Raw genomic sequence first — 17,827 nt, 5'->3', positions numbered from 1 at the left:
CGGGAATTCAGTGGCTGGGGTCCGAACCACCGCTCTACGGTGCTCGGATGACGATGTCCGCGACGCCGCCGAAGGCGACTTCCCTCAAGCTCGAAGAAATCACTCCCGCGAATGTCGAGGCCGCACTCGCCATTCGGGTCCGCCCCGAACAGGAATTCGCGGTCTCCCCGGTCGTGAAGTCCCTCGCGGAGGCGTACGTGCATCCGTCCGTCGCGTGGCCCCGTCTGATCGTCGACGGCGACCGCCCCGTCGGTTTCCTGATGGCCTTCTTCGACATCGACTGGCACGCCGACGGCCGTGTGGTCCGCTCCGGCCTGTGGCGGCTCAACATCGCCGCCGGCGAACAGGGCAAGGGCTACGGCAGGTTCGCGGTGGAGTCGGTGGCCGAGGAGATCCGCCGCAGGGGCGGCACCGAGCTGTACGTCACCTGGCACCCCGGGGAGCACGGCCCGGAGGGGTTCTACCGGGGGCTCGGCTTCCTGGACACCGGAGAGAGGAGCGAGGGGGAGACGGTGGGACTGCTGACCTTGTGAGGGGCCCCCCGGGCCGGCTCACCCCCAGTCCCGGCCGCTCCTGCCCCGCTTGGTGTCGGACCGCTGCTTCTTCTCCCGCAGCCGGCGCTCGTTGATCCCGCGCGGGATCCGGGTCGGCCGGCGCGGCCGGGGCGGCGGCGCGGTCGCCTCGGCGAGCAGCGCGGCCAGCCGGACGGCGGCGGTCTCCCGGTTGCGCCACTGCGAGCGGTGCTCGGAGGCGCGCACGGTGAGCACGCCGTCGACGAGCCGGCCGGCGAGCCGCTCCAGCGCCCGGGCCTTCCACACCTCGGGCAGCGCCTCGGTGCGGGCGAGGTCGAAGCGGAGCTCCACCTGGGAGTCGCTGGTGTTGACGTGCTGGCCGCCGGGCCCGGACGACCGCGAGAACCGCCACATGAGCTCGGCCTCGGGCAGGGCGACAGAGCCGCGGATGACTGGGGTACCGGACATGCCGTACATGTTCCCGGCTGTGACCCGTCCACGTCACGCGAATATCGCAAGAGCCCGCACCGGCCGCCGCCCTGCTCTGGCCGGGTAAAGAAAGTAAAGACACGGGAACCTTCGGCGCCCCTCGCCGCGTTCATAGGGGTAGTTGTAGCTTCGTGGCGCACGAAGCCTCTACGCACAAGGGAAAGGACTCCCAACCATGGCTGTAAGCCTGTCCAAGGGTGGCAACGTCTCGCTCACCAAGGAGGCTCCGGGCCTGACCGCCGTCACCGTGGGCCTCGGCTGGGACGTCCGCACCACCACCGGCACGGACTTCGACCTCGACGCCTCCGCGATCGCGGTGAACGGCCAGGGCAAGGTCTACTCGGACGCCCACTTCGTCTTCTTCAACAACAAGCAGACCCCGGACAGCACGATCGTCCACACCGGCGACAACCGCACCGGTGAGGGCGCGGGCGACGACGAGGCGATCAACGTCAACCTGGCGGGCCTCCCGGCCGACATCGACAAGATCGTCTTCCCGGTCTCGATCTACGACGCGGAGAACCGCTCGCAGAACTTCGGCCAGGTCCGCAACGCCTACATCCGCATCGTCAACCAGGCCGGCGGCGCCGAGATCGCCCGCTACGACCTCTCCGAGGACGCGGCCACCGAGACGGCCATGGTCTTCGGCGAGCTCTACCGCAACGGCGCCGAGTGGAAGTTCCGCGCGGTCGGCCAGGGTTACGCCTCGGGCCTCGTCGGAATCGCCCAGGACTTCGGCGTGAACGTCTGACCGACGCGCTGTTCGCGGTGAGCGCGCAGCCCCCGGCCTTTCCGGCCGGGGGCTGCGCTCTTCTACGCTGCCCCTCATGCGCCTGGACCCGCTCCCCCTCACTTCGGACCACACCGTCCCCCGCTCCGTCCTCGCCGAACTCACCGCCCTCCACGCCTCCCAGCGCGCGTACCAGGCGCTCAGCGGCGACTTCCCCGACCCGGACGACATCCGCCCGGAGCAGGTCGAGGCGGCGCTCCTCGAGGAGTTGTCGGGCCCGGGCGGCGTGGAGGTCCTTCTCGCCCGCGTCGACGGACGGCTCGTCGGGGTCGCCGTCACCCTCGCCCACCACCCCGACGCGGCCGACCCCGATCCGTGGATCGGGCTGCTGATGGTGGACGCGGCCGTGCAGCGGCAGGGTCACGGGCGGCGGATCGCCGAGCTGATCGAGGAGCGCTTCCTCGCGGACGGCCGCACCGGACTGCGCCTCGCCGTCCCGGACGCCGACCCCGCCGGGCTCGCCTTCTGGACCGCGCTCGGCTACGAGACCGTCGACCACCGCCCCGGCCTCCGGCGCGGCCGCCCCTGCGCCGTGCTGCGCAAGTCGCTGCGCGTCCACCGGCGGGCGGCCCGCATAGCCGTCGTCGCCCCGGACGGATCGGTCCTGCTCTTCCGGTACGACAACACCGAGGTCGGTGTCCACTGGGCCCTGCCCGGCGGCGGGCTGGAGGAGGGCGAGAGCCCCCGGCAGGGCGCCCTGCGCGAACTCGCCGAGGAGACCGGGTGGACGGACCTGGAGCCCGGCCCACTGCTGTGCACCTGGGAACACGACTTCACCCTCCCCCACGCCCGGCTTCGCGCGAGCGCGGGGACCCCGGTGAGCATCCCCGTGCGCCAGCACGAGCACGTCTACGTCACGCACGGACCGCGCCGCGCCCCCGCCGGCTCCCGTCTGCCCGCCGCACACACCGCCGACGGCATCCCCGCCTGGCGCTGGTGGACGCGGCGGGAACTCGCCGAGGAGGCCGAACCGGTGTGGCCGCAGGGGCTGGCGCTGCTGCTGGAGGAGTGGGACCGCACCTCCCGCCCTCGGTGACCTGCGACCTCAGAGGCGCTCCGGCTTCCCCTCCCCGTACAGCCACTCGTCCCAGATCGGCGTGAGGTCCTCGTCCGGGACCCGCTGCTCGACGAACGCCGTGAAGTCGTCGGTGTCGGCGTTGCCGTGCCGGCGGGCGGCGGCCCAGTCGCGGACCAGCGTGTGGAAGGCGTCGTCGCCGACCGTGCGGCGAAGCTTGTGGAGGACCATCGCGCCGCGCTGGTAGACGGGCGTGTCGGAGATGTGCGCGGCGCTGGTGGGATTCGCGGGCGGGAAGTCCCAGAGGTCGGCGTAGGTGTCCCCGGGGTCGTCGTACAGCGCCCGGAAGGTCTCATCGGCGGTGGCGCCGCCCTCGTCCTCCGTCCACAGCCACTCGGCGTAGGTCGCGAAGCCCTCGTTGAGCCACATGTCCCGCCAGGTCCGGGGCGTGACGGAGTTGCCGAACCACTGGTGGGCGATCTCGTGGACGAGCAGCACCGGGTCGGGACCGCCGGGGAAGACCGGGCGGTTCTGCGTCTCCAGGGCGTAGCCGACGTCCTGCGGGCGCTCGACGATCACGCCGGTGGAGGAGAACGGGTACGGGCCGAAGTACTGCTCCGCCCAGTCCAGCACCTCGGGCAGACGGGCCAGCACCGCACGGCTCGCCGCCGCCTGGGTGGGGTCGACCGCCGTATACACCGGCAGACCGCCCTCCTCCGTGGTGGAGCGGGTGACGGTGTAGCGGCCCACGGCGACGGTGGCGACGTGGCTCGACAGGGGCTGGGCCACGTGCCACGTGAAGGTGGTGCGCCCGCCGCTGGTCCGGGTGCCCGTCGGCTCGCCGTTGGAGACCGCCGTCAGCCCCTTCGGCACGGTGACCGCGATGTCGTACGTCGCCTTGTCGGAGGGGTGGTGGTTGCCGGGGAACCACGCCATGGAGCCGGTCGGCTGGCCGAGCGCCAGCGCCCCGTCGGCGGTCGGCAGCCAGCCCTCCTTCGAGCCGTCCTGGTCGGTGATCGTCTCCGGGCGGCCCGCGTAACGCACGGTCGTCTCGAAGACCTCCCCCTTCTTCAGGGGCTCGGCCGGCCGGACGGTCAGCTCCTGCCCGTCGCGGTCGAAGCGGGCCGTCGCCCCCTCGACGGTGACCTCCTCGACCTCCAGGCCCTTGAGGTCCAGGTCGAAGGTGGTGAGCGGCTGGGTGGAGCGGGCGGTGATCCGGGCCGTGCCGGTGAGGCGGCGGGGCGCGGGCTCGTAGCCGAGGGTCAGGTCGTAGTGGTGGACGTCGTAGCCGCCGTTGCCCGCCTTCGGGAAGTACGGGTCGCCCACGCCGGGGGTGCCGGAACCGCCGCGGGCACCGGCGGTCCGCCGGTCGGCCCTGTCACACGCCGTCACGCTCAGGGTGAGGGTTAGCGCGCTCAGGGCCGCGACGGACCGGACAAGGCGAGCAGTTCGGGACATGTTCGAGATCTTATGGGGGGAGGGACCCGTTCCGCGGAGGCGTGACACCATCGCCTACGTGCTCGACATCGGCTACGCCCTCTCCAACCGCTTCCCCGACCCCCCGCAGACCGACTACCGCCGTGCGGACGTCCACGCCCTGCGGCACGACCTGTTCTGCGGGGACGTCTACCTCGCCGACACCAAGGCGGACCGGGAGCTGTCCACAGCCTGGGGATGGGTGCCGGTGCTCGACTTCGCGTGGGCCCTGTGCGACATCGTGGAGCGCATCGACCAGGACCCGGCGGGCTCCCGCGCCTCCCGTCCCCAGTACGCCGAGCTGGACTTCACCGAGTCCACCGACCGCATGCTCTTCGAGCGCCGCTTCGGCTGGGTGGACATCGAGGCCGACTGGATGCCGGCCGAGGAACCGCCGCTCACCTTCTCCCACGCCGAACTGCGCCGCGAGGCCCGCGACTTCCTGCACGACCTGATCGCCGACCTGACCGACCTCCACGACGACCTGGCCGAGAACCCGGCCCTCTGGACCCTCCAGGCCAGGTTCCCGAGGCTGGGATGACGGGGCGGACGGTGTGACGGGACCGACCGCGTGACGGGACCGACCGCGTGTGAAGGGCGAGCCGGGTGGCCCGGGGTGGGCCGTGTGGCGGGGGGCGCCGGTGTCCCGCCCGGGCCGTGTGTCGAGGGTGCGCCGGGCCGTGTGGCGGGCTCGGTGTCGAGGATGGGCCGTGTGGCGGGCTCGGTGTCGAGGATGGGCCGTGTGGCGGGGCGCCGGTGTCCCGGCCCGTGCCGTCCGGGTGAACTGATCACGCTCCGTGCTTGCCGGTCCGGCTTCGCGGCAACGATGTCCGCCGGGGCCGTCGTGGTGACGGCTCGAACGGTTCGGCGAAAGGGCAGGACGTGGCCGCCATTTCCGACGGGGTCTACCAGATCGAATTCACGGGCGAGCAACTGCTCACGGCCCCGGGGCCGCAGCCCGGTGACGAGCTCATGCTGCTGCCTCCGGGCGAGGGCAACCAGGAGTGGCAGGTGCGCGGCGACGGCAACGGCGGGCACACGATCACGGCGGCCAACGGCCATCTGCCCCTGTTCGTGAGCTACGACGGCAAGCCCGACATGCACGAGCTGTCCCTGCTGCTGCCCGACGAGCGCGCCTGGCAACTGTTGCCCGCCCAGGAGCAGGGCTCCTACCTCGTCGGCGTGCCCGACGCCCCGATGCGGCTCGGCATGAGCCTGCTGCGGATCTTCCCGCCGCGCGTCGCCCTCGCCCCCGAGTACGGCGACCCCTACCAGGCGTGGACCTTCCGCAAGGTCGACTAGCAGCCGGTGGGAGCCGACTCACCGGCCTGCCGGGGAGAACTGCGGCAACGCGTCCGGGTTGCGGCGGCACGGGGAACGCCGCCGGCGATGGAGCACGGGGGGACGCGACGGACGGCCAGGGGAACCGCGGCAACGCCTCCGCTGGATCGGCGTCACGGGAACGCTGCCCGCGACGGAGCCACGGGGAACGGGACCGCCGGCCGGGGGACGGTCACCGCTGCCGCCGCTTGCGGAGCCCGGTGACCGCCGGGGGCCGGGGAGCGCAACCGGCCCGGGCCCGCCCAGGGGCACGCGCCCCACTGGGGACCCGCGCCCCACCCCGGCCCGCACCTCACGCAGGGCCCGCAACCCACCCGCGGACGCAACCCACCCAGGACACAAGCACCGCCCGGGGCCCGCACCTCACCCGGGAGCCGGCTCCCCCACCCGGCCCGCAGCTCGCCCAAGGCCCGCAACCCAGGATTCGCAACCCACCCGCGGACGCAACCGCCCAGGGCACGAAACCCACCCGCGGCCACCGCCCCCCGGCGACCAATCGGCCCACGCTCAGCCCCCTCCCGGCGACCCCCCGGCCCTCGCTCAGCCCCCTTCAGCCCTCCACCCTGATCCCCAGCTCCGCCGCCAGCACCGGGGCAAGGTCCAGCAGTTGGGCCGTGCTGATCACCGCGCCCGAGAGCCGGTCCAGACCGCCCGCGATGCCGAGTTCCGCCGCCCCCCGCAGGTCCACGTCCGTCAGGGTCGCCGCGGTGAAGTCGGCTCCCTTCAGGGCGCAGTCGACGAACTCGACCCGCTCCAGCCGGGCACCCCCGAAGTCCGGCTCGACCAGGACGCACCCCTCGAACACGACGTCCCTGAGCCGCGCCTGACGCAGGTTCAGGTAGTCGATCTTGCCGCCGCGGACCACAACCCGCTCCAGAACGGCGCCGTGCAGCTGGGTGCCGCCCAGACGCGCGTCGACCACCTCCACGTCCCTCAGGGTCGACTCGGCCAGGTCCGTGCCGACGCCCCGGATGCCGGTGAGGACGCAGTCCAGGAAGCGGGCGTGGGTCAGCCGCGTCCCCTCCAGCACACAGTCCCCCAGGGCGCAGTCCATGAACCGGGCTCCGCCGCCGTCCTGCCCGGTCAGGTCCGTGTCCGCGAACTCCACCCCGTCGTAGTCCCCGTCGGGCTCCACCTCCCCGCCCCCGTACGGCTCCAGCGGCGGCAGACGCACCTCAGGCCGCCGCGCGCCCTTCACCCCGCTCCCGCCGGCACCACCGGCCCGACCGGCCCCACCCGTCCCTGTCCTCGCCATGACCCCATCCTGCACCCCACCACTGACAACGCCTCCGACCTGCGCGAAAACCCTCGATGTCACAAACCGCGGCCCCACTTCGGTCGTACCCGGCAAGGACGCCACGACCCGAGGAGACAGCCCCATGCACCGCATCACCGTCATCGGCGGCGGCTTCGCAGGCCTCACCGCCGCCATAGCCGCCGCGGAGGCAGGCGCCAAGGTCACCCTCCACGAGGCCCACCACACCCTCGGCGGACGGGCCAGGACCGCGGACGGCCCGTACCGCACCAACGAAGGCCCGCACGCCCTCTACAACGGCGGCCCGCACTGGGCCTGGCTCAGTCGGCGCGACCTCATCGGCCCGCTCGCCCCGCTCCCGCCCCTGGAGGCCGCGCGGCTGCGGCTGCGTCACCGGGGCGTGCTGCGCCGCACCCCGCCTTTCGCGATGCTGAAGCTGCTGCGGCCGGGCGTCCGCCGCGCACCCGTCGACGTCGACTTCCTCACCTGGGCGACCGAGGTGGCCGGCGAGGACGGCGCCCGCGCCGCCGCCCACTACTGCGCCGTCGCCCTCTTCCACCACGACCCCGGCTCCCTGTCCGCCGCCTTCGTGCAGGAACGTCTGCGCCGGGCCACCAAGCTGCCGCCGGAGGCCCACTACCCGCGCGGCGGCTGGGGCACGCTCGTCGACCGGATGGCGGCCCGCGCCTGGAACCTCGGTGTCCGCATGGAGACCCTCTCGCGCGTCGACACGCTCCCCACCGACACCCCGGTCGTCGTCGCCACCTCCCTGCACGCCGCCCGGCGCCTCCTGCGGGACGACTCGCTGACCTGGCCGAGCGGCCGCACCGCGCTCATCGACCTCGCCGTACGCACCCGGCGCGGGGACGCCTTCGCCGTCTCCGACCTGGACGCGCCCGGCTGGATCGAACGGTTCACCGCCCAGGACCGCACCCTCGCCCCGGCCGGCGAGCAGCTCGTCCAGGGCCAGATCCCGATCGGCCCGCACGAGTCCCGGGCCGACGGCATCGCCCGCGCCGAACAGCTCCTCGACCTCGGCTTCGCCGGCTGGCGCGAGCGGGTCACCTGGCGGCGGGAGGCGGTCGCGGCGGACCGCACGGGCGCGGTGGACCTGCCCGGCACGAGCTGGCGGGACCGGCCGGCCGTCGACCGCGGCGACGGCGTCTACCTGGCCGGCGACCAGGTGGCCTCCCCCGGTGTCCTCTCGGAGGTCTCGCTCACCAGCGCCCTGACCGCCGTCTCCCTCGCCCTCGGCCGGAACTCCCTTGACCTCAAGCATGCTTGAGGTCGGAGAGTGGACCCCGCCACACACGCCGTACGACGGGGGAGCCCCATGCACGCCATCCGACTGCACGCCTTCGGCCCCGCCGAGAACCTGACCCACGAGGAGGTCGAGGACCCGCGGCCGGGCCCCGGCCAGGTCCGGATCGCGGTGCGGGCCGCCGGAGTCCACCTGCTGGACACCGCTCTGCGCGAGGGCATCCAGGGGCCGGCGCCCGAGCCGCCCCGGCTGCCCACGATCCCCGGCCGCGAGGTCGCCGGTGTCGTCGAGTCCCTCGGCGAGGGCGCCGACGGGGCGTGGCTGGGCAGGCGGGTCGTCGTCCACCTCGGCTTCGCCCCCGGCGGCTATGCCGAACTCGCCGTCGCCGACACCGGCCGGCTGCACGAGATCCCGCCGAACCTCGACGCCGCACAGGCCGTCGCCATGATCGGCACCGGCCGTACCGCGATGGGGATCCTGCAGTTCGCCGACCTGGGCCCCGGTGCGGTAGCCGTCGTCCCGGCGGCCGCCGGCGGCATCGGCAGCCTCCTCGTGCAGTACGCGGCGAACGCCGGCGCCGTCGTCGTCGGTCTCGCCGGCGGGCCCGAGAAGACGGCCCGGGTCCAGGCGGGCGGCGCCGACCTCGCCGTCGACTACCGCGACCCCTCCTGGCCGGAGAAGGTCCGCGCCTTCCTGGGCGGCCGGCCCGCCACCGTCGTCCTCGACGGCGTCGGCGGCGACGTCGCCCGTGAGGCCACCGCACTGCTCGGCCCGGGCGGACAGCACCTCGTCTTCGGCTGGTCGGGCGCGGGCCTGCACGACGGCGGCCCGTACCTCGTCGAGGGGGTCTCCCGCAACGTCCTCGGGCCCGTGATGCTCGAACGGGCGGGCGGCCCGAACCCCCTGCGCACCCTGGAACTGCGCGCCCTCACCGAGGCCGCCACCGGCCGGCTCACCCCGGCGGTACAGCGCTTCCCCCTGTCCGAGGCGGCCGCCGCCCACCGGGCCCTGGAGACCCGCGGTACGACGGGCAAGGTCGTCCTGGAACCCTGAACCCGACCGGCCGCCCCGGTGCCCGCCCCCGGATGCGGCCCGTCCCCGCTCATGGTCTTCTGACGGGGTGAGCGACATCCGTGCAGGTGAGAGCAGAGCGGAGCGACCCGACCCCCGTCGCTGGTGGGGGCTTTCGGTCATCGCGCTGGCACAGCTCATGGTGGTCCTGGACGCGACGATCGTGAACATCGCGCTTCCCTCGGCGCAACGGGCCCTCGGCATGACCGACGGCAGCCGGCAGTGGGTGATCACCGCCTACACGCTGGCCTTCGGCGGTCTGCTGCTGCTCGGCGGCCGGATCGCCGACCTGGTGGGCCGCAAGCGGACGTTCGTGATCGGGCTGGTCGGGTTCGCCGCCGCCTCCGCGTTCGGCGGCGCGGCCACCACACCGGGCGTGCTGTTCGGCGCGCGCGCCCTCCAGGGCGCCTTCGCCGCCGTCCTGGCCCCCTCGGCCATGTCGTTGCTGACGACGACCTTCACCGACCCCCGGGAGCGCGGCAAGGCCTTCGGCGTCTACGGCGCGCTCGCGGGCAGCGGTTCCGCGATCGGGTTCGTCGTCGGCGGGCTGCTCACCGAGTACCTGGACTGGCGCTGGTGCCTGTACGTCAACGTGCTCATCGCCGTCGTCGCCGTCCTCGGCGCCCTCGTCCTCCTGCGCGACCGCCCCGGCCACGCGGACGCCCGTCTCGACGTGCCCGGCGTCCTGCTCGGCTGCGGCGGTCTGGTCGCCCTCGTGTTCGGCTTCAGCGAGGCCGGCCCGCGCGGCTGGACCGACCCGCTGGTGCTGGCCGCCTTCGTGGCGGGGCTGGTCCTGCTCGTCGTCTTCGTGTGGTGGCAGGGGCGCGCGCCCGTCCCCCTGCTCCCCCTGCACATCGTCAGGGACCGCGACCGCGCGGGCTGTTTCCTGACCATGGGGCTGGCCATCGTCGGCATGTTCGGCCTGTTCCTGTTCCTGACGTACTACCTCCAGGTCGTCCTCGGCTACTCCCCCGTACGGACGGGCCTTGCGTTCCTCCCCCTCACCGCGTCGACCGTCATCGGCTCCACGCAGATCTCGGCCCGCCTGCTGAACCACGTCCCGCCGCGCGCGCTGATGGCCCCCGGCATGTTCCTCGCCGCCGTCGGCATGATGCTCCTGACCCGGATCACCGTGCACAGCGCCTACGCGACGGAGATCCTGCCCGCGCTCGTCCTGATGGGCCTCGGCATGGGATTGACCTACATGCCGGTGTTCGCCACGGCGACGGCCGGCGTCGCCCCCCGGGACGCGGGCGTCACCTCGGCCACCCTCAACACCTCGCAGCAGGTGGGCGGTTCCATCGGCACGGCCCTGCTGAACACGATCGCCACCACCAGCGCCTCCGTGTACGTCGGAGCCCACCTCACGGACCCCGCCGGGCGCGCCGCCGTCACCGCCCGGGGCACGGTCCACGGCTACACGGTCGCCCTCTGGTGGGCCGCCGCCCTCATGCTGCTGGCCGGCCTGACCGCCGTCCTGACGGTCACGGCCCGCCCCCCGAGACGCCGCACCCCGACCGCGAAGCCGGTGGTGGAACGGTCCACGATCTAGAAACGACCACACCGCCCCGCCCCCGGGCTCCCGCCCCGTCCCGTACCGCCCCGAGACCTCCGGCGACCCCTGGCGGCCCCCGTCTCCTCCGGACTCCGTCGTTCCGCAGCCGGTCCACAGGGCCGGAAAAACCGCGTGAGCCGGGCCCCCCGGCCCGTATCGTCCCCCCTGTGATCGACATTCCGGGCGAACTCGCGGCATCACAGGCGCGGTGGAACGGAGAGGCCGGGCAGGCGTTCATCGACGGGCTGCCGGGGCTGGCCGAGGACTTCCTGGGGCGGTGGGGGCTGCGCATCGACGGACCCTCGATGCACGGCGTGACCGCGCTCGTCCTGCCGGTCACCGCCGACGACGGCACCCGGGCCGTGCTCAAGCTCCAGCTCCTCGACGAGGAGAGCGTCGGCGAACCGGTCGCCCTGCGCCGGTGGGACGGCGACCGGGCCGTACGACTGCTGCGGCACGACGAGGCGACGGGCACGATGCTCCTCGAACGCCTCGACCCGGCCCGGATGCTCGCCCGCGTCGCCGACCCCCACGAGGCGGTCCTGGTCATCGCCCGCCTGCTGACCGGTCTGACGTCCGTCCCCGCTCCGCCGGAGCTGCGGCGGCTCGGCGACATCGCCGAGGCGATGCTGGAGCGGACGCCGTGGGCGCTCGAGCGGATCCCCGACCCGGACGACCGCCGACTGGTCGCCGACTGCGCGGCCGCCCTGCGCGAGGTGGCGGACGAACCGGGCGACCGGCTCCTGCACTGGGACCTGCACGACGAGAACGTCCTCGGCGCCGACCGCGCCGACTGGCTCGCCATCGACCCCAAACCACTGGCCGGCGACCCCGCCTTCGACCTCTGGCCGGCCCTGCACAACCGCTTCGACCCCGACGACGTCCTGTGGCGCTTCGACGCGATGACCGAGGTGCTGCGCCTGGACCGCGCCCGCGCCCGCGCCTGGACCCTCGGCCGCGTCCTGCAGAACGCCCTGTGGAACACCGAGGACGACGAACCCCCGTCCCCGGCCGACCTGGCCCTCGCCCGCCGCCTCCGCGACACCCGCTGACAGGCCAGAGAAGAGCCCCCTGTCGGACTCGAACCGACGACCTTCGCTTTACAAGTTCACACCAGCGCAGCGCTGTTCAGGACACTGGAGCGTCAACACGGGGCACCGAATGCGGGAACACCCACCGACGTCCAGCCGTGTACGCGCACGTTGCCGTCAAAGACCGCCGTCACGTCTTCGCGTGTGCGCCACTGCTGGCGTTCGGGTTGGCCTACGACGGTAGGGCCGAACATCAGGCCGGAAGAGTGCCCACAGCCAGGAGATGGGAGCTGGCGGCAAGTAGTTCCGGGTACGGCTCCGCCATACGCGCGGCGGCCATGGCAGAGGCAATCAGGTCATCCGTGGGCCCCTCGCCCGGCTGCTGCTCCGCCGCCTTGACCAGCGACCATGCAGGCCCCTCGATGCCGAAGACCTGCACGTCCGCCAGGCCGGCCGCACCAAGCTCGGCCACCAGCTCTTCGGCTCGATGGAAGTAGGAGACGGTGAAGCCCCGTACGCCGTCGTAGACGGCCGTCTCAAGGATCTTGGAGACGGATTCGTAAATCCGCTCTTTGTGCAGGTGGGCGTACGTGACGTGTTCGAAGAGCGAGGCGTAGCGGTTGATCGCGGCCGCAGCCACCAGGCCACCTGGCTTCACCACACGGCACGCTTCCGACAGTGCCTTGGTTCGATCGGCAGGGTCAGGCAGGTGGTACAGCGGACCGAGCAGCTGCACGACATCGAAGCTGTCGTCTGCTTCATGCAGGTCACGGGCATCACCGACGACTGCTGAACAGATGGCCGCCGCCCTCTCGACGTGGCGGGGGACAGGGTCCACGAGGGTGACCTCGTAGCCGTCCTTCACGAGCCATTCGGCGTGAACGCCGGTCGCTCCACCCACATCGAGCACACGAGCCGGCGCGGGGGGCAAGAAGCGGCGGAGAAGCTCCCGCGTCCTGGCCAGCTCCATGCGCCCATCTGCCGAGACGCGTAGGCGACTGTCCTCGTTCACCGTCTCGCCGTAGAACCGCATCACGGAGGGATCCAATTCGAGTTTCGCCATGCCCGCAGTATCGTGTGTACCGGTGGACCAGTCCAGCGCGCCGAGTAGGGGAAGCCGTGGCAGTTCTGAAGTACGAAGAGATCGCCGAGTCCCTACGGGTCCGCATCGCTGCCGGCGAGTTCCCTCCCGGGGGCACCATCCCTTCGGGTCGCGACTTGGCCGAGCAGTGGGGTGTTTCACGCGCCACCGCCATCAAGGCCGTGGACGTGCTGCGGAATGACGGCGTCGTCGTGGCCAAGCAGGGAACCGGTTTCGTCGTGACGGAAACTCCCGTCGCGCGGCCGGCCGGCGCCCGACGTGCGGGGTCGGCCCGCATCCTGGGCGGCATGCCGTTCCTGCGCGTCGGGACGCCGGACTGGGCCGAGCCTCCAGCCAGGGTCGCCGTCGCGCTCGGGCTTTCCGCCGGAACGCCCGCCCTCCGACGAGTCCGGGTTCTACAACTCCCGGACGGGACCCCGAATAGCTGTGTGGAGGCGTGGTTCCCCCCGGAGATCGCAGAGGCTGCGCCCCGCCTTGCTGACACCGCCCCGATCGCCGAAGGCACGACGCGCTACGTCCGTCGCCAGACAGGCCGATTCCCGGTTGAGGGCGTCGACATCACAACGGTGCGCCTCGCCACGGACGTGGAGGCCGAGCGACTGGGCGTCCCGACGGGAACGGCCGTGGCCGTCCTGCTCCACACCGCATACGACGAGGAGGGGCGCCCCCTGGTATGCGAGGAGGGAGTGACACCCTCGTCACTCTTCGAGCAGATCGACACCTATGCGATGTAGCCGCTCACTCTGATACCCCGCTGGACCGGTCTGCCGGTCCAGTTTTTTTCTGCACCCTTACCCCTGCCACCTGCGAACTCTTCGCGGATCACCCGGCACTCTCGGATATACGCTTGACTGGACCGGTCCACCGGTCCACTGTGTGGGTGTGCCCGGAGGAAAGCCCCGCTGGGGGTGAGTACGAAGTGAGCGCGCGTTCGTTGATAGCTCAACAGAGTGACGAATCGACGGGGTGAGAGTCCCCGTTCCCGTAGCGGCCCGGGTGACGGCCGCCGGCGGCCACTTTGCGGCAGGCGAACCAGTCCTGTCCCGCGTGCCAGCACTGGAGAACAGCTCCGGGGATCATCCCTTCCTCACGGGAGGTCAACCCCGTGGTTGCCACCTGGTACGCGCCGCCCTGCTGGCGTCAGAGCAGTGACGATGACGCGCCCGACTTCCCCGGCTCGGGACCGGTGTTCCGTGGCAACGGCACACCGGTGCAAGCCGTGTCTCAACGATCGGTTGGGGGTCGGTGTGAACCGACGACATACCGAGGCGCCGCCGCGACGGACCGGCCGGCGGCGCCCACTCATCAAGCCCGGTCCTTCTTCGGTCTCGCAGCGCTGACGCTGCGGCCGGCTGCCCCTCCCGCCCGTCCAGCACCGCGCGCTGCGGTAGCCGTACGGGCGGGAGCGCGGGGAGTCGACGAATGCCGGCTTCAACGGCGAGCACCCCCGGAGCTGGAACTCCGGGGGTGCGGTTCGGGCCGTTCCACCTGTGAGGAGACAACGACCCATGAGGCACATCGGTGCACTTCAGGCGGGCGTTACCGCCGACGTTTTCGACCGTGAGCCGACGCTCGCGGAGCTGGACGCGATCGAGCTGGAGTCCCCGCTGATCCTGGCGGAAGTCGACCTGCTCGACGCGCAGATCAAGGCCATGGACCAGGTCCCGAACGAGCTGGACGCGCGCCGGCTGCGCCGGGCCCGGAACCGGGTGCTGGCCGCCCGCCGCGACCTGGTCAACCGCGCGACCGACATGAGCCTTGCGGGGGGTGCGGCATGAAGGAGTCGCTGACGCTGGACGCTCTGGCCGTGCCGCTGCGGGTGCTGCGGCTGCTGGCCGCCGACTTCGGGCACCTGCCCGCCCCCGGAATCGACCTCTCCCGCATCTACCCCGACCGGCTGACGCTGCGCTTCCACGACGGCTTGCACGCCTTCGAGGCGTGGCGGGAAGCGCTGGCCGTGCCGCCGGAGGCAGTGACGCACGACGTGCAGTGCGACGGCAGGACCCGTGTGCTCACGGCGTCGACCGACTACGCCGGCGCTGAGGTCCTCCTGTACGGCTACAGCGACGCTCCCGCCACGGACGGGGGTGCGGCATGAACGCCAAGACTGCCCTGCCCGCCGTCGCGATGACGGCGGTGTCCATGGTGCTGACCCTGGCCGTGGTGGTGATGTGGCTGGGCCCGGTCATGCCGTGGCCCGTCGCCCTGGTCGTCGGTCTGGGGATCGACGGGGGATGGCTGGCCACCCTCGCCTATGAGCGTCGTCTCGCCGCGCAGGGTGACCACAACCGCGCCGTCACCGCCGTCGGCTGGTTCTTCGGCCTGGCGGCGACCGGTGTTCTGGTCGTGCACGCGCTGACGGCGGAGCATTCCGCCGGGGCGTGGCTGGCCGTGGCGTGGCTCCCGGTCGCCGCCAAGGCCCTGTGGCTGGTCCACAGCCTGTGGGAACAGACCGCGCTCACCCCGACCGCACTCGGTGCGATCCGCCGCATTCAGCAGGACGCCCGGGACGAGGCGGCCGTGGCCCGGGCCCGGCTGCGGGCGGAGGCCGCCACCGAGGAGACGCGGCTGACGGCCGTGACGCAGGCCGGTGCCCGTGTCGCACACGTCCAGGCCAAGACCGCCGCCACCCTCGCCGGGGCGTGGTCGACGCTGGAGTCGGCGCGGGAGGGTGAGGACACCGGCAGGGCGCTGACCAGCGTGACCAGCCGCGTCACACCCGACGTCACACCCCGCTGGGAGCTCCCGGTCTGGGGCCCGTCGGAGGCCGTCACGGCGCCCGCGCTGGACGGTGCCCCGGTGCTCACTGATGAGGCGCTTGACGCGCTGGTCGGTCAGATCCGTCACAGCCGCGTCCCGGCCTTGTCCTACCGCGAGATGGCCGGCCGGTTCCGGGCCTGCGGCCACTCCGCCTCCGAGGTCCGTCTTCGGGCCGCATGGAAGCGCGTGGTCGGCGCCGAGGCCGAGGCGACGTGATGGAAGCGCGGTTCTTCGACCCGGACGGCGCGAAGTACGGCATCCCCACCTACCCGCTGCGCCTCGCCCCCGCCGGCCTGGCCACCCGTCGGCAGTTGCGGGCGCGTGGCCTGCGGCCCGGTGGTCAGGAGGTGGCCGCTCAGTTGATGTGGCGGTACCCGCGCGGTGTCGCGGTCGCCTACCTGTACCGCGTCGACCGGGCGAAGCCGGTGCGGCCGATGACGCCGGGCCGATGGCGGGCGCACGAAGCGATGATGCGCCGGCGCCGCTTCTGCACGGCCTGCCGGCGGGACGTCGGCTACGTCGTGCGTGTCTCGACCGGTGTCTGTGGCCGCTGCGACCCCGACGCCGCCTGATCCCCACATCTGGCAGGCCCGGCCGAACACCTCTCACAGCCCCGGCCGGGCCCTGCTCCGTGAAGGAGTGCGTTCAGCATGACGGAAGTCAGCACCGAACCGGCGGCCGTGGAGGCCGCCCCCACCACACCCCCACCGCCGCCAGCACCGCCCGCCGGTCCGGCGCCGACCGCGCCGGCGGTGGACCACACCCCGGGCGGGTGGCCGGTCGTCCCGCTCGCCGTGTCGGGTGCGAACACGACCGTGGGCATGGTCGCCGCCGCAGCCCTGGCCGGCGGGCCGATCGCTGCGGCCGTCGCCGCCACCGGAGCCACGGTCCTCGCCGTGGCCGCCGCCAACCGCACCCGCAAGCCCAGCCCACACCGCGAAGCCCGCCGCGCCGCCGCCCGGACCGCCGGCCGCGCCGCCACGGCGGGCAGTGCGAAGTTCGGGACCCGAACCGCGGGAACGCGAAGTGCCCGGGCGGGCGGCCGGGGTTCCGGGTCCGCCCGCCGGGCCGCCATCGCGTCCCGTCACCCGTCCGGAGCGGGCGGTAAAGCGGGCCGGGTGGCACAGAGCAGGACCGGTTCCCGCTCCGGGCCCCTCGCCAAGGCGGCGGACCGGGTCGGTCAGGTGCGGGCGCTGCGTGCCGCGCAGCGAGCGGCGGGCGGGTCGCGCGCCGAGCAGCGGGCGCAGACCACCGCCGCGCGCCGCGCGGTCGCCGACGCCCGCCGCAACGCCCGTGCCGCAGCCCGCACCCACCACGCCGACGGCAGCAGGGGTTCGGCACGGCGTGCGGCTGGATGGGCGGGCGGGAAGGCTTCTTCCGGCACCCGCGCCCTGGTCGGCAAGACCCGCATGGCCCGCGACCGCAGCACGGCCGCGCAGGTCGACGCGAAGCGGGCGCAGGTGCGTAAGGCGCCTGCCCGCCGCGCGGCCCGCCGGGCGCTGGTGAAGTCGGCGGCTCGCTTCCAGGGGCGCCGGCTGCTGGCCGCCCTGCTCGCCCTGCCGCTCGGACTGCTGGGCCTGATCACCACCCCACTCGGCCGCAAGCTCGGCTGGGACTGGCTGATGTACCCCGGCCGGCGCCTGTACCGGCGCCTCATGCAGACGGCCCGCGACCAGCGGGCCGAGCGTGACGAGGCGATCCGCGCGCAGCGGGCGCAGGAAGAGGCCGCTGCCGAGGAAACGGCAGACGAGATCGGGGACCGCGTTGAGCGTCCCGCCCACCTCATCCCCACCCCTGTCACCACTGGTCAGGAGGCCATTCGCGTGTCCGGTTTCAAGTTCGAAGAGGCTGCGGCCGAGATGGAGAACGCGGCCCGCACCTACGAGCCCGACGGGAACATGGAAGTCCTCGCGATGATCGACAACCTGCCCATGGCGCTGCTGTCGATCGCCAACACCTTCCGCATCCTGGCCGAACGCTCCGATGAGGAGTTCGCCTTCGAGAAGGACGTCGCCGCCGGGTTCGACGACATCCACGCCACCCTGCTGAACGCGGTCGACGCGGCCGAGACCCTCGTTCCGCTGTTCCGCAGCGTCCACGAGGCGGACATCGCCCGCCACGAGGACCCCCGCAACGGCACCCAGGCCGAGAAGGGCTGGAACGTCTGAG

At 72.9% G+C, this 17,827-nt stretch carries 19 protein-coding genes; 15 read left to right on the top strand and 4 right to left on the bottom strand.

Annotation, left to right across the window (positions count from 1 at the left end; translation table 11 throughout):
* The first annotated feature begins 47 nt into the window (after positions 1–47).
* Entirely contained in the window at positions 48–533 is a 486-nt protein-coding gene (locus ACZ4YY_RS14955; RefSeq protein ID WP_468288948.1) for a GNAT family N-acetyltransferase, read from the top strand.
* 18 nt (positions 534–551) lie between these two features.
* Here the strand turns inward: ACZ4YY_RS14955 and arfB are convergent, their stop codons facing one another.
* A complete protein-coding gene (arfB, locus tag ACZ4YY_RS14950; RefSeq protein WP_468288945.1) occupies positions 552–989 on the bottom strand; it encodes an alternative ribosome rescue aminoacyl-tRNA hydrolase ArfB in 438 nt (145 codons plus the stop codon).
* A 187-nt stretch (positions 990–1,176) separates the two neighbouring features.
* Here arfB and ACZ4YY_RS14945 point away from each other — a divergent pair, with 187 nt between their 5' ends.
* A complete protein-coding gene (locus ACZ4YY_RS14945) occupies positions 1,177–1,752 on the top strand; it encodes a TerD family protein (protein WP_468288942.1) in 576 nt (191 codons plus the stop codon).
* A gap of 76 nt (positions 1,753–1,828) precedes the next feature.
* Positions 1,829–2,827: a GNAT family N-acetyltransferase gene (locus ACZ4YY_RS14940; RefSeq protein WP_468288939.1), complete on the top strand. Its 999-nt coding sequence runs from the start codon at positions 1,829–1,831 to the stop codon at positions 2,825–2,827.
* Between the two features lie 9 nt (positions 2,828–2,836).
* On the opposite strand, the gene ACZ4YY_RS14935 is transcribed toward ACZ4YY_RS14940, so the two are convergent.
* Entirely contained in the window at positions 2,837–4,264 is a 1,428-nt protein-coding gene (locus tag ACZ4YY_RS14935) for a M1 family metallopeptidase (RefSeq protein ID WP_468288936.1), read from the bottom strand.
* A gap of 58 nt (positions 4,265–4,322) precedes the next feature.
* Between ACZ4YY_RS14935 and ACZ4YY_RS14930 the strand changes: the two genes are divergently transcribed.
* Positions 4,323–4,823 carry a hypothetical protein gene (locus ACZ4YY_RS14930; protein ID WP_468289458.1) on the top strand — a complete coding sequence of 167 codons (501 nt, stop codon included), beginning with the start codon at positions 4,323–4,325 and terminating at the stop codon, positions 4,821–4,823.
* A gap of 341 nt (positions 4,824–5,164) precedes the next feature.
* Entirely contained in the window at positions 5,165–5,584 is a 420-nt protein-coding gene (locus ACZ4YY_RS14925; RefSeq protein WP_468288933.1) for a hypothetical protein, read from the top strand.
* A 589-nt stretch (positions 5,585–6,173) separates the two neighbouring features.
* Here the strand turns inward: ACZ4YY_RS14925 and ACZ4YY_RS14920 are convergent.
* Positions 6,174–6,878, bottom strand: coding sequence for a pentapeptide repeat-containing protein (locus tag ACZ4YY_RS14920; protein WP_468288930.1), 705 nt, complete (start codon positions 6,876–6,878; stop codon positions 6,174–6,176).
* A gap of 124 nt (positions 6,879–7,002) precedes the next feature.
* Here ACZ4YY_RS14920 and ACZ4YY_RS14915 point away from each other — a divergent pair, with 124 nt between their 5' ends.
* The 4 genes from ACZ4YY_RS14915 to ACZ4YY_RS14900 all read left to right on the top strand — a co-directional run bounded on the left by ACZ4YY_RS14915 (position 7,003) and on the right by ACZ4YY_RS14900 (position 11,817).
* Positions 7,003–8,163: an NAD(P)-binding protein gene (locus ACZ4YY_RS14915; protein ID WP_468288927.1), complete on the top strand. Its 1,161-nt coding sequence runs from the start codon at positions 7,003–7,005 to the stop codon at positions 8,161–8,163.
* 48 nt (positions 8,164–8,211) lie between these two features.
* Positions 8,212–9,192 carry a zinc-binding dehydrogenase gene (locus ACZ4YY_RS14910; protein WP_468288924.1) on the top strand — a complete coding sequence of 327 codons (981 nt, stop codon included), beginning with the start codon at positions 8,212–8,214 and terminating at the stop codon, positions 9,190–9,192.
* Positions 9,193–9,259: 67 nt separating this feature from the next.
* Complete coding sequence (locus tag ACZ4YY_RS14905; RefSeq protein WP_468288921.1) at positions 9,260–10,762, top strand: MFS transporter; 1,503 nt, start codon at positions 9,260–9,262, stop codon at positions 10,760–10,762.
* Between the two features lie 158 nt (positions 10,763–10,920).
* Entirely contained in the window at positions 10,921–11,817 is an 897-nt protein-coding gene (locus ACZ4YY_RS14900) for an aminoglycoside phosphotransferase family protein (protein ID WP_468289455.1), read from the top strand.
* A gap of 232 nt (positions 11,818–12,049) precedes the next feature.
* Here the strand turns inward: ACZ4YY_RS14900 and ACZ4YY_RS14895 are convergent, their stop codons facing one another.
* A complete protein-coding gene (locus tag ACZ4YY_RS14895; RefSeq protein WP_468288918.1) occupies positions 12,050–12,859 on the bottom strand; it encodes a class I SAM-dependent methyltransferase in 810 nt (269 codons plus the stop codon).
* A gap of 56 nt (positions 12,860–12,915) precedes the next feature.
* Between ACZ4YY_RS14895 and ACZ4YY_RS14890 the strand changes: the two genes are divergently transcribed.
* From ACZ4YY_RS14890 to ACZ4YY_RS14865, 6 genes are all read left to right on the top strand, one after another.
* Positions 12,916–13,632, top strand: a complete 717-nt coding sequence (locus ACZ4YY_RS14890; protein ID WP_468288915.1) for a GntR family transcriptional regulator — start codon at positions 12,916–12,918, stop codon at positions 13,630–13,632.
* A gap of 774 nt (positions 13,633–14,406) precedes the next feature.
* Positions 14,407–14,676, top strand: a complete 270-nt coding sequence (locus ACZ4YY_RS14885) for a DUF6284 family protein (RefSeq protein ID WP_468288912.1) — start codon at positions 14,407–14,409, stop codon at positions 14,674–14,676.
* Entirely contained in the window at positions 14,673–14,996 is a 324-nt protein-coding gene (locus ACZ4YY_RS14880; protein ID WP_468288909.1) for a hypothetical protein, read from the top strand. The genes ACZ4YY_RS14885 and ACZ4YY_RS14880 overlap by 4 nt, the downstream gene beginning before the upstream one ends.
* Positions 14,993–15,874, top strand: coding sequence for a protein spdB (locus tag ACZ4YY_RS14875; RefSeq protein WP_468288906.1), 882 nt, complete (start codon positions 14,993–14,995; stop codon positions 15,872–15,874). Before ACZ4YY_RS14880 ends, ACZ4YY_RS14875 begins: the two co-directional genes overlap by 4 nt.
* Complete coding sequence (locus ACZ4YY_RS14870) at positions 15,874–16,230, top strand: RRQRL motif-containing zinc-binding protein (RefSeq protein ID WP_468288903.1); 357 nt, start codon at positions 15,874–15,876, stop codon at positions 16,228–16,230. Before ACZ4YY_RS14875 ends, ACZ4YY_RS14870 begins: the two co-directional genes overlap by 1 nt.
* A 78-nt stretch (positions 16,231–16,308) precedes the next feature.
* Entirely contained in the window at positions 16,309–17,826 is a 1,518-nt protein-coding gene (locus ACZ4YY_RS14865; protein WP_468288900.1) for a hypothetical protein, read from the top strand.
* The last annotated feature ends 1 nt before the right edge of the window (position 17,827 follow it).

This window comes from Streptomyces sp. NPDC030143, assembly GCF_055573695.1.
Note: the sequence above shows the minus strand (reverse complement) of the source record. Positions and strands in the feature narration are given on the sequence as shown.

Coding starts and splice junctions, on each gene's coding strand:
- ACZ4YY_RS14955 (WP_468288948.1), top strand. CDS start 48: ATGACGATGTCCGCGACGCCGCCGAAGGCGACTTCCCTCAAGCTCGAA.
- arfB (WP_468288945.1), bottom strand. CDS start 989: ATGTACGGCATGTCCGGTACCCCAGTCATCCGCGGCTCTGTCGCCCTG.
- ACZ4YY_RS14945 (WP_468288942.1), top strand. CDS start 1,177: ATGGCTGTAAGCCTGTCCAAGGGTGGCAACGTCTCGCTCACCAAGGAG.
- ACZ4YY_RS14940 (WP_468288939.1), top strand. CDS start 1,829: ATGCGCCTGGACCCGCTCCCCCTCACTTCGGACCACACCGTCCCCCGC.
- ACZ4YY_RS14935 (WP_468288936.1), bottom strand. CDS start 4,264: ATGTCCCGAACTGCTCGCCTTGTCCGGTCCGTCGCGGCCCTGAGCGCG.
- ACZ4YY_RS14920 (WP_468288930.1), bottom strand. CDS start 6,878: ATGGCGAGGACAGGGACGGGTGGGGCCGGTCGGGCCGGTGGTGCCGGC.
- ACZ4YY_RS14915 (WP_468288927.1), top strand. CDS start 7,003: ATGCACCGCATCACCGTCATCGGCGGCGGCTTCGCAGGCCTCACCGCC.
- ACZ4YY_RS14910 (WP_468288924.1), top strand. CDS start 8,212: ATGCACGCCATCCGACTGCACGCCTTCGGCCCCGCCGAGAACCTGACC.
- ACZ4YY_RS14895 (WP_468288918.1), bottom strand. CDS start 12,859: ATGGCGAAACTCGAATTGGATCCCTCCGTGATGCGGTTCTACGGCGAG.
- ACZ4YY_RS14885 (WP_468288912.1), top strand. CDS start 14,407: ATGAGGCACATCGGTGCACTTCAGGCGGGCGTTACCGCCGACGTTTTC.
- ACZ4YY_RS14880 (WP_468288909.1), top strand. CDS start 14,673: ATGAAGGAGTCGCTGACGCTGGACGCTCTGGCCGTGCCGCTGCGGGTG.
- ACZ4YY_RS14875 (WP_468288906.1), top strand. CDS start 14,993: ATGAACGCCAAGACTGCCCTGCCCGCCGTCGCGATGACGGCGGTGTCC.
- ACZ4YY_RS14870 (WP_468288903.1), top strand. CDS start 15,874: ATGGAAGCGCGGTTCTTCGACCCGGACGGCGCGAAGTACGGCATCCCC.
- ACZ4YY_RS14865 (WP_468288900.1), top strand. CDS start 16,309: ATGACGGAAGTCAGCACCGAACCGGCGGCCGTGGAGGCCGCCCCCACC.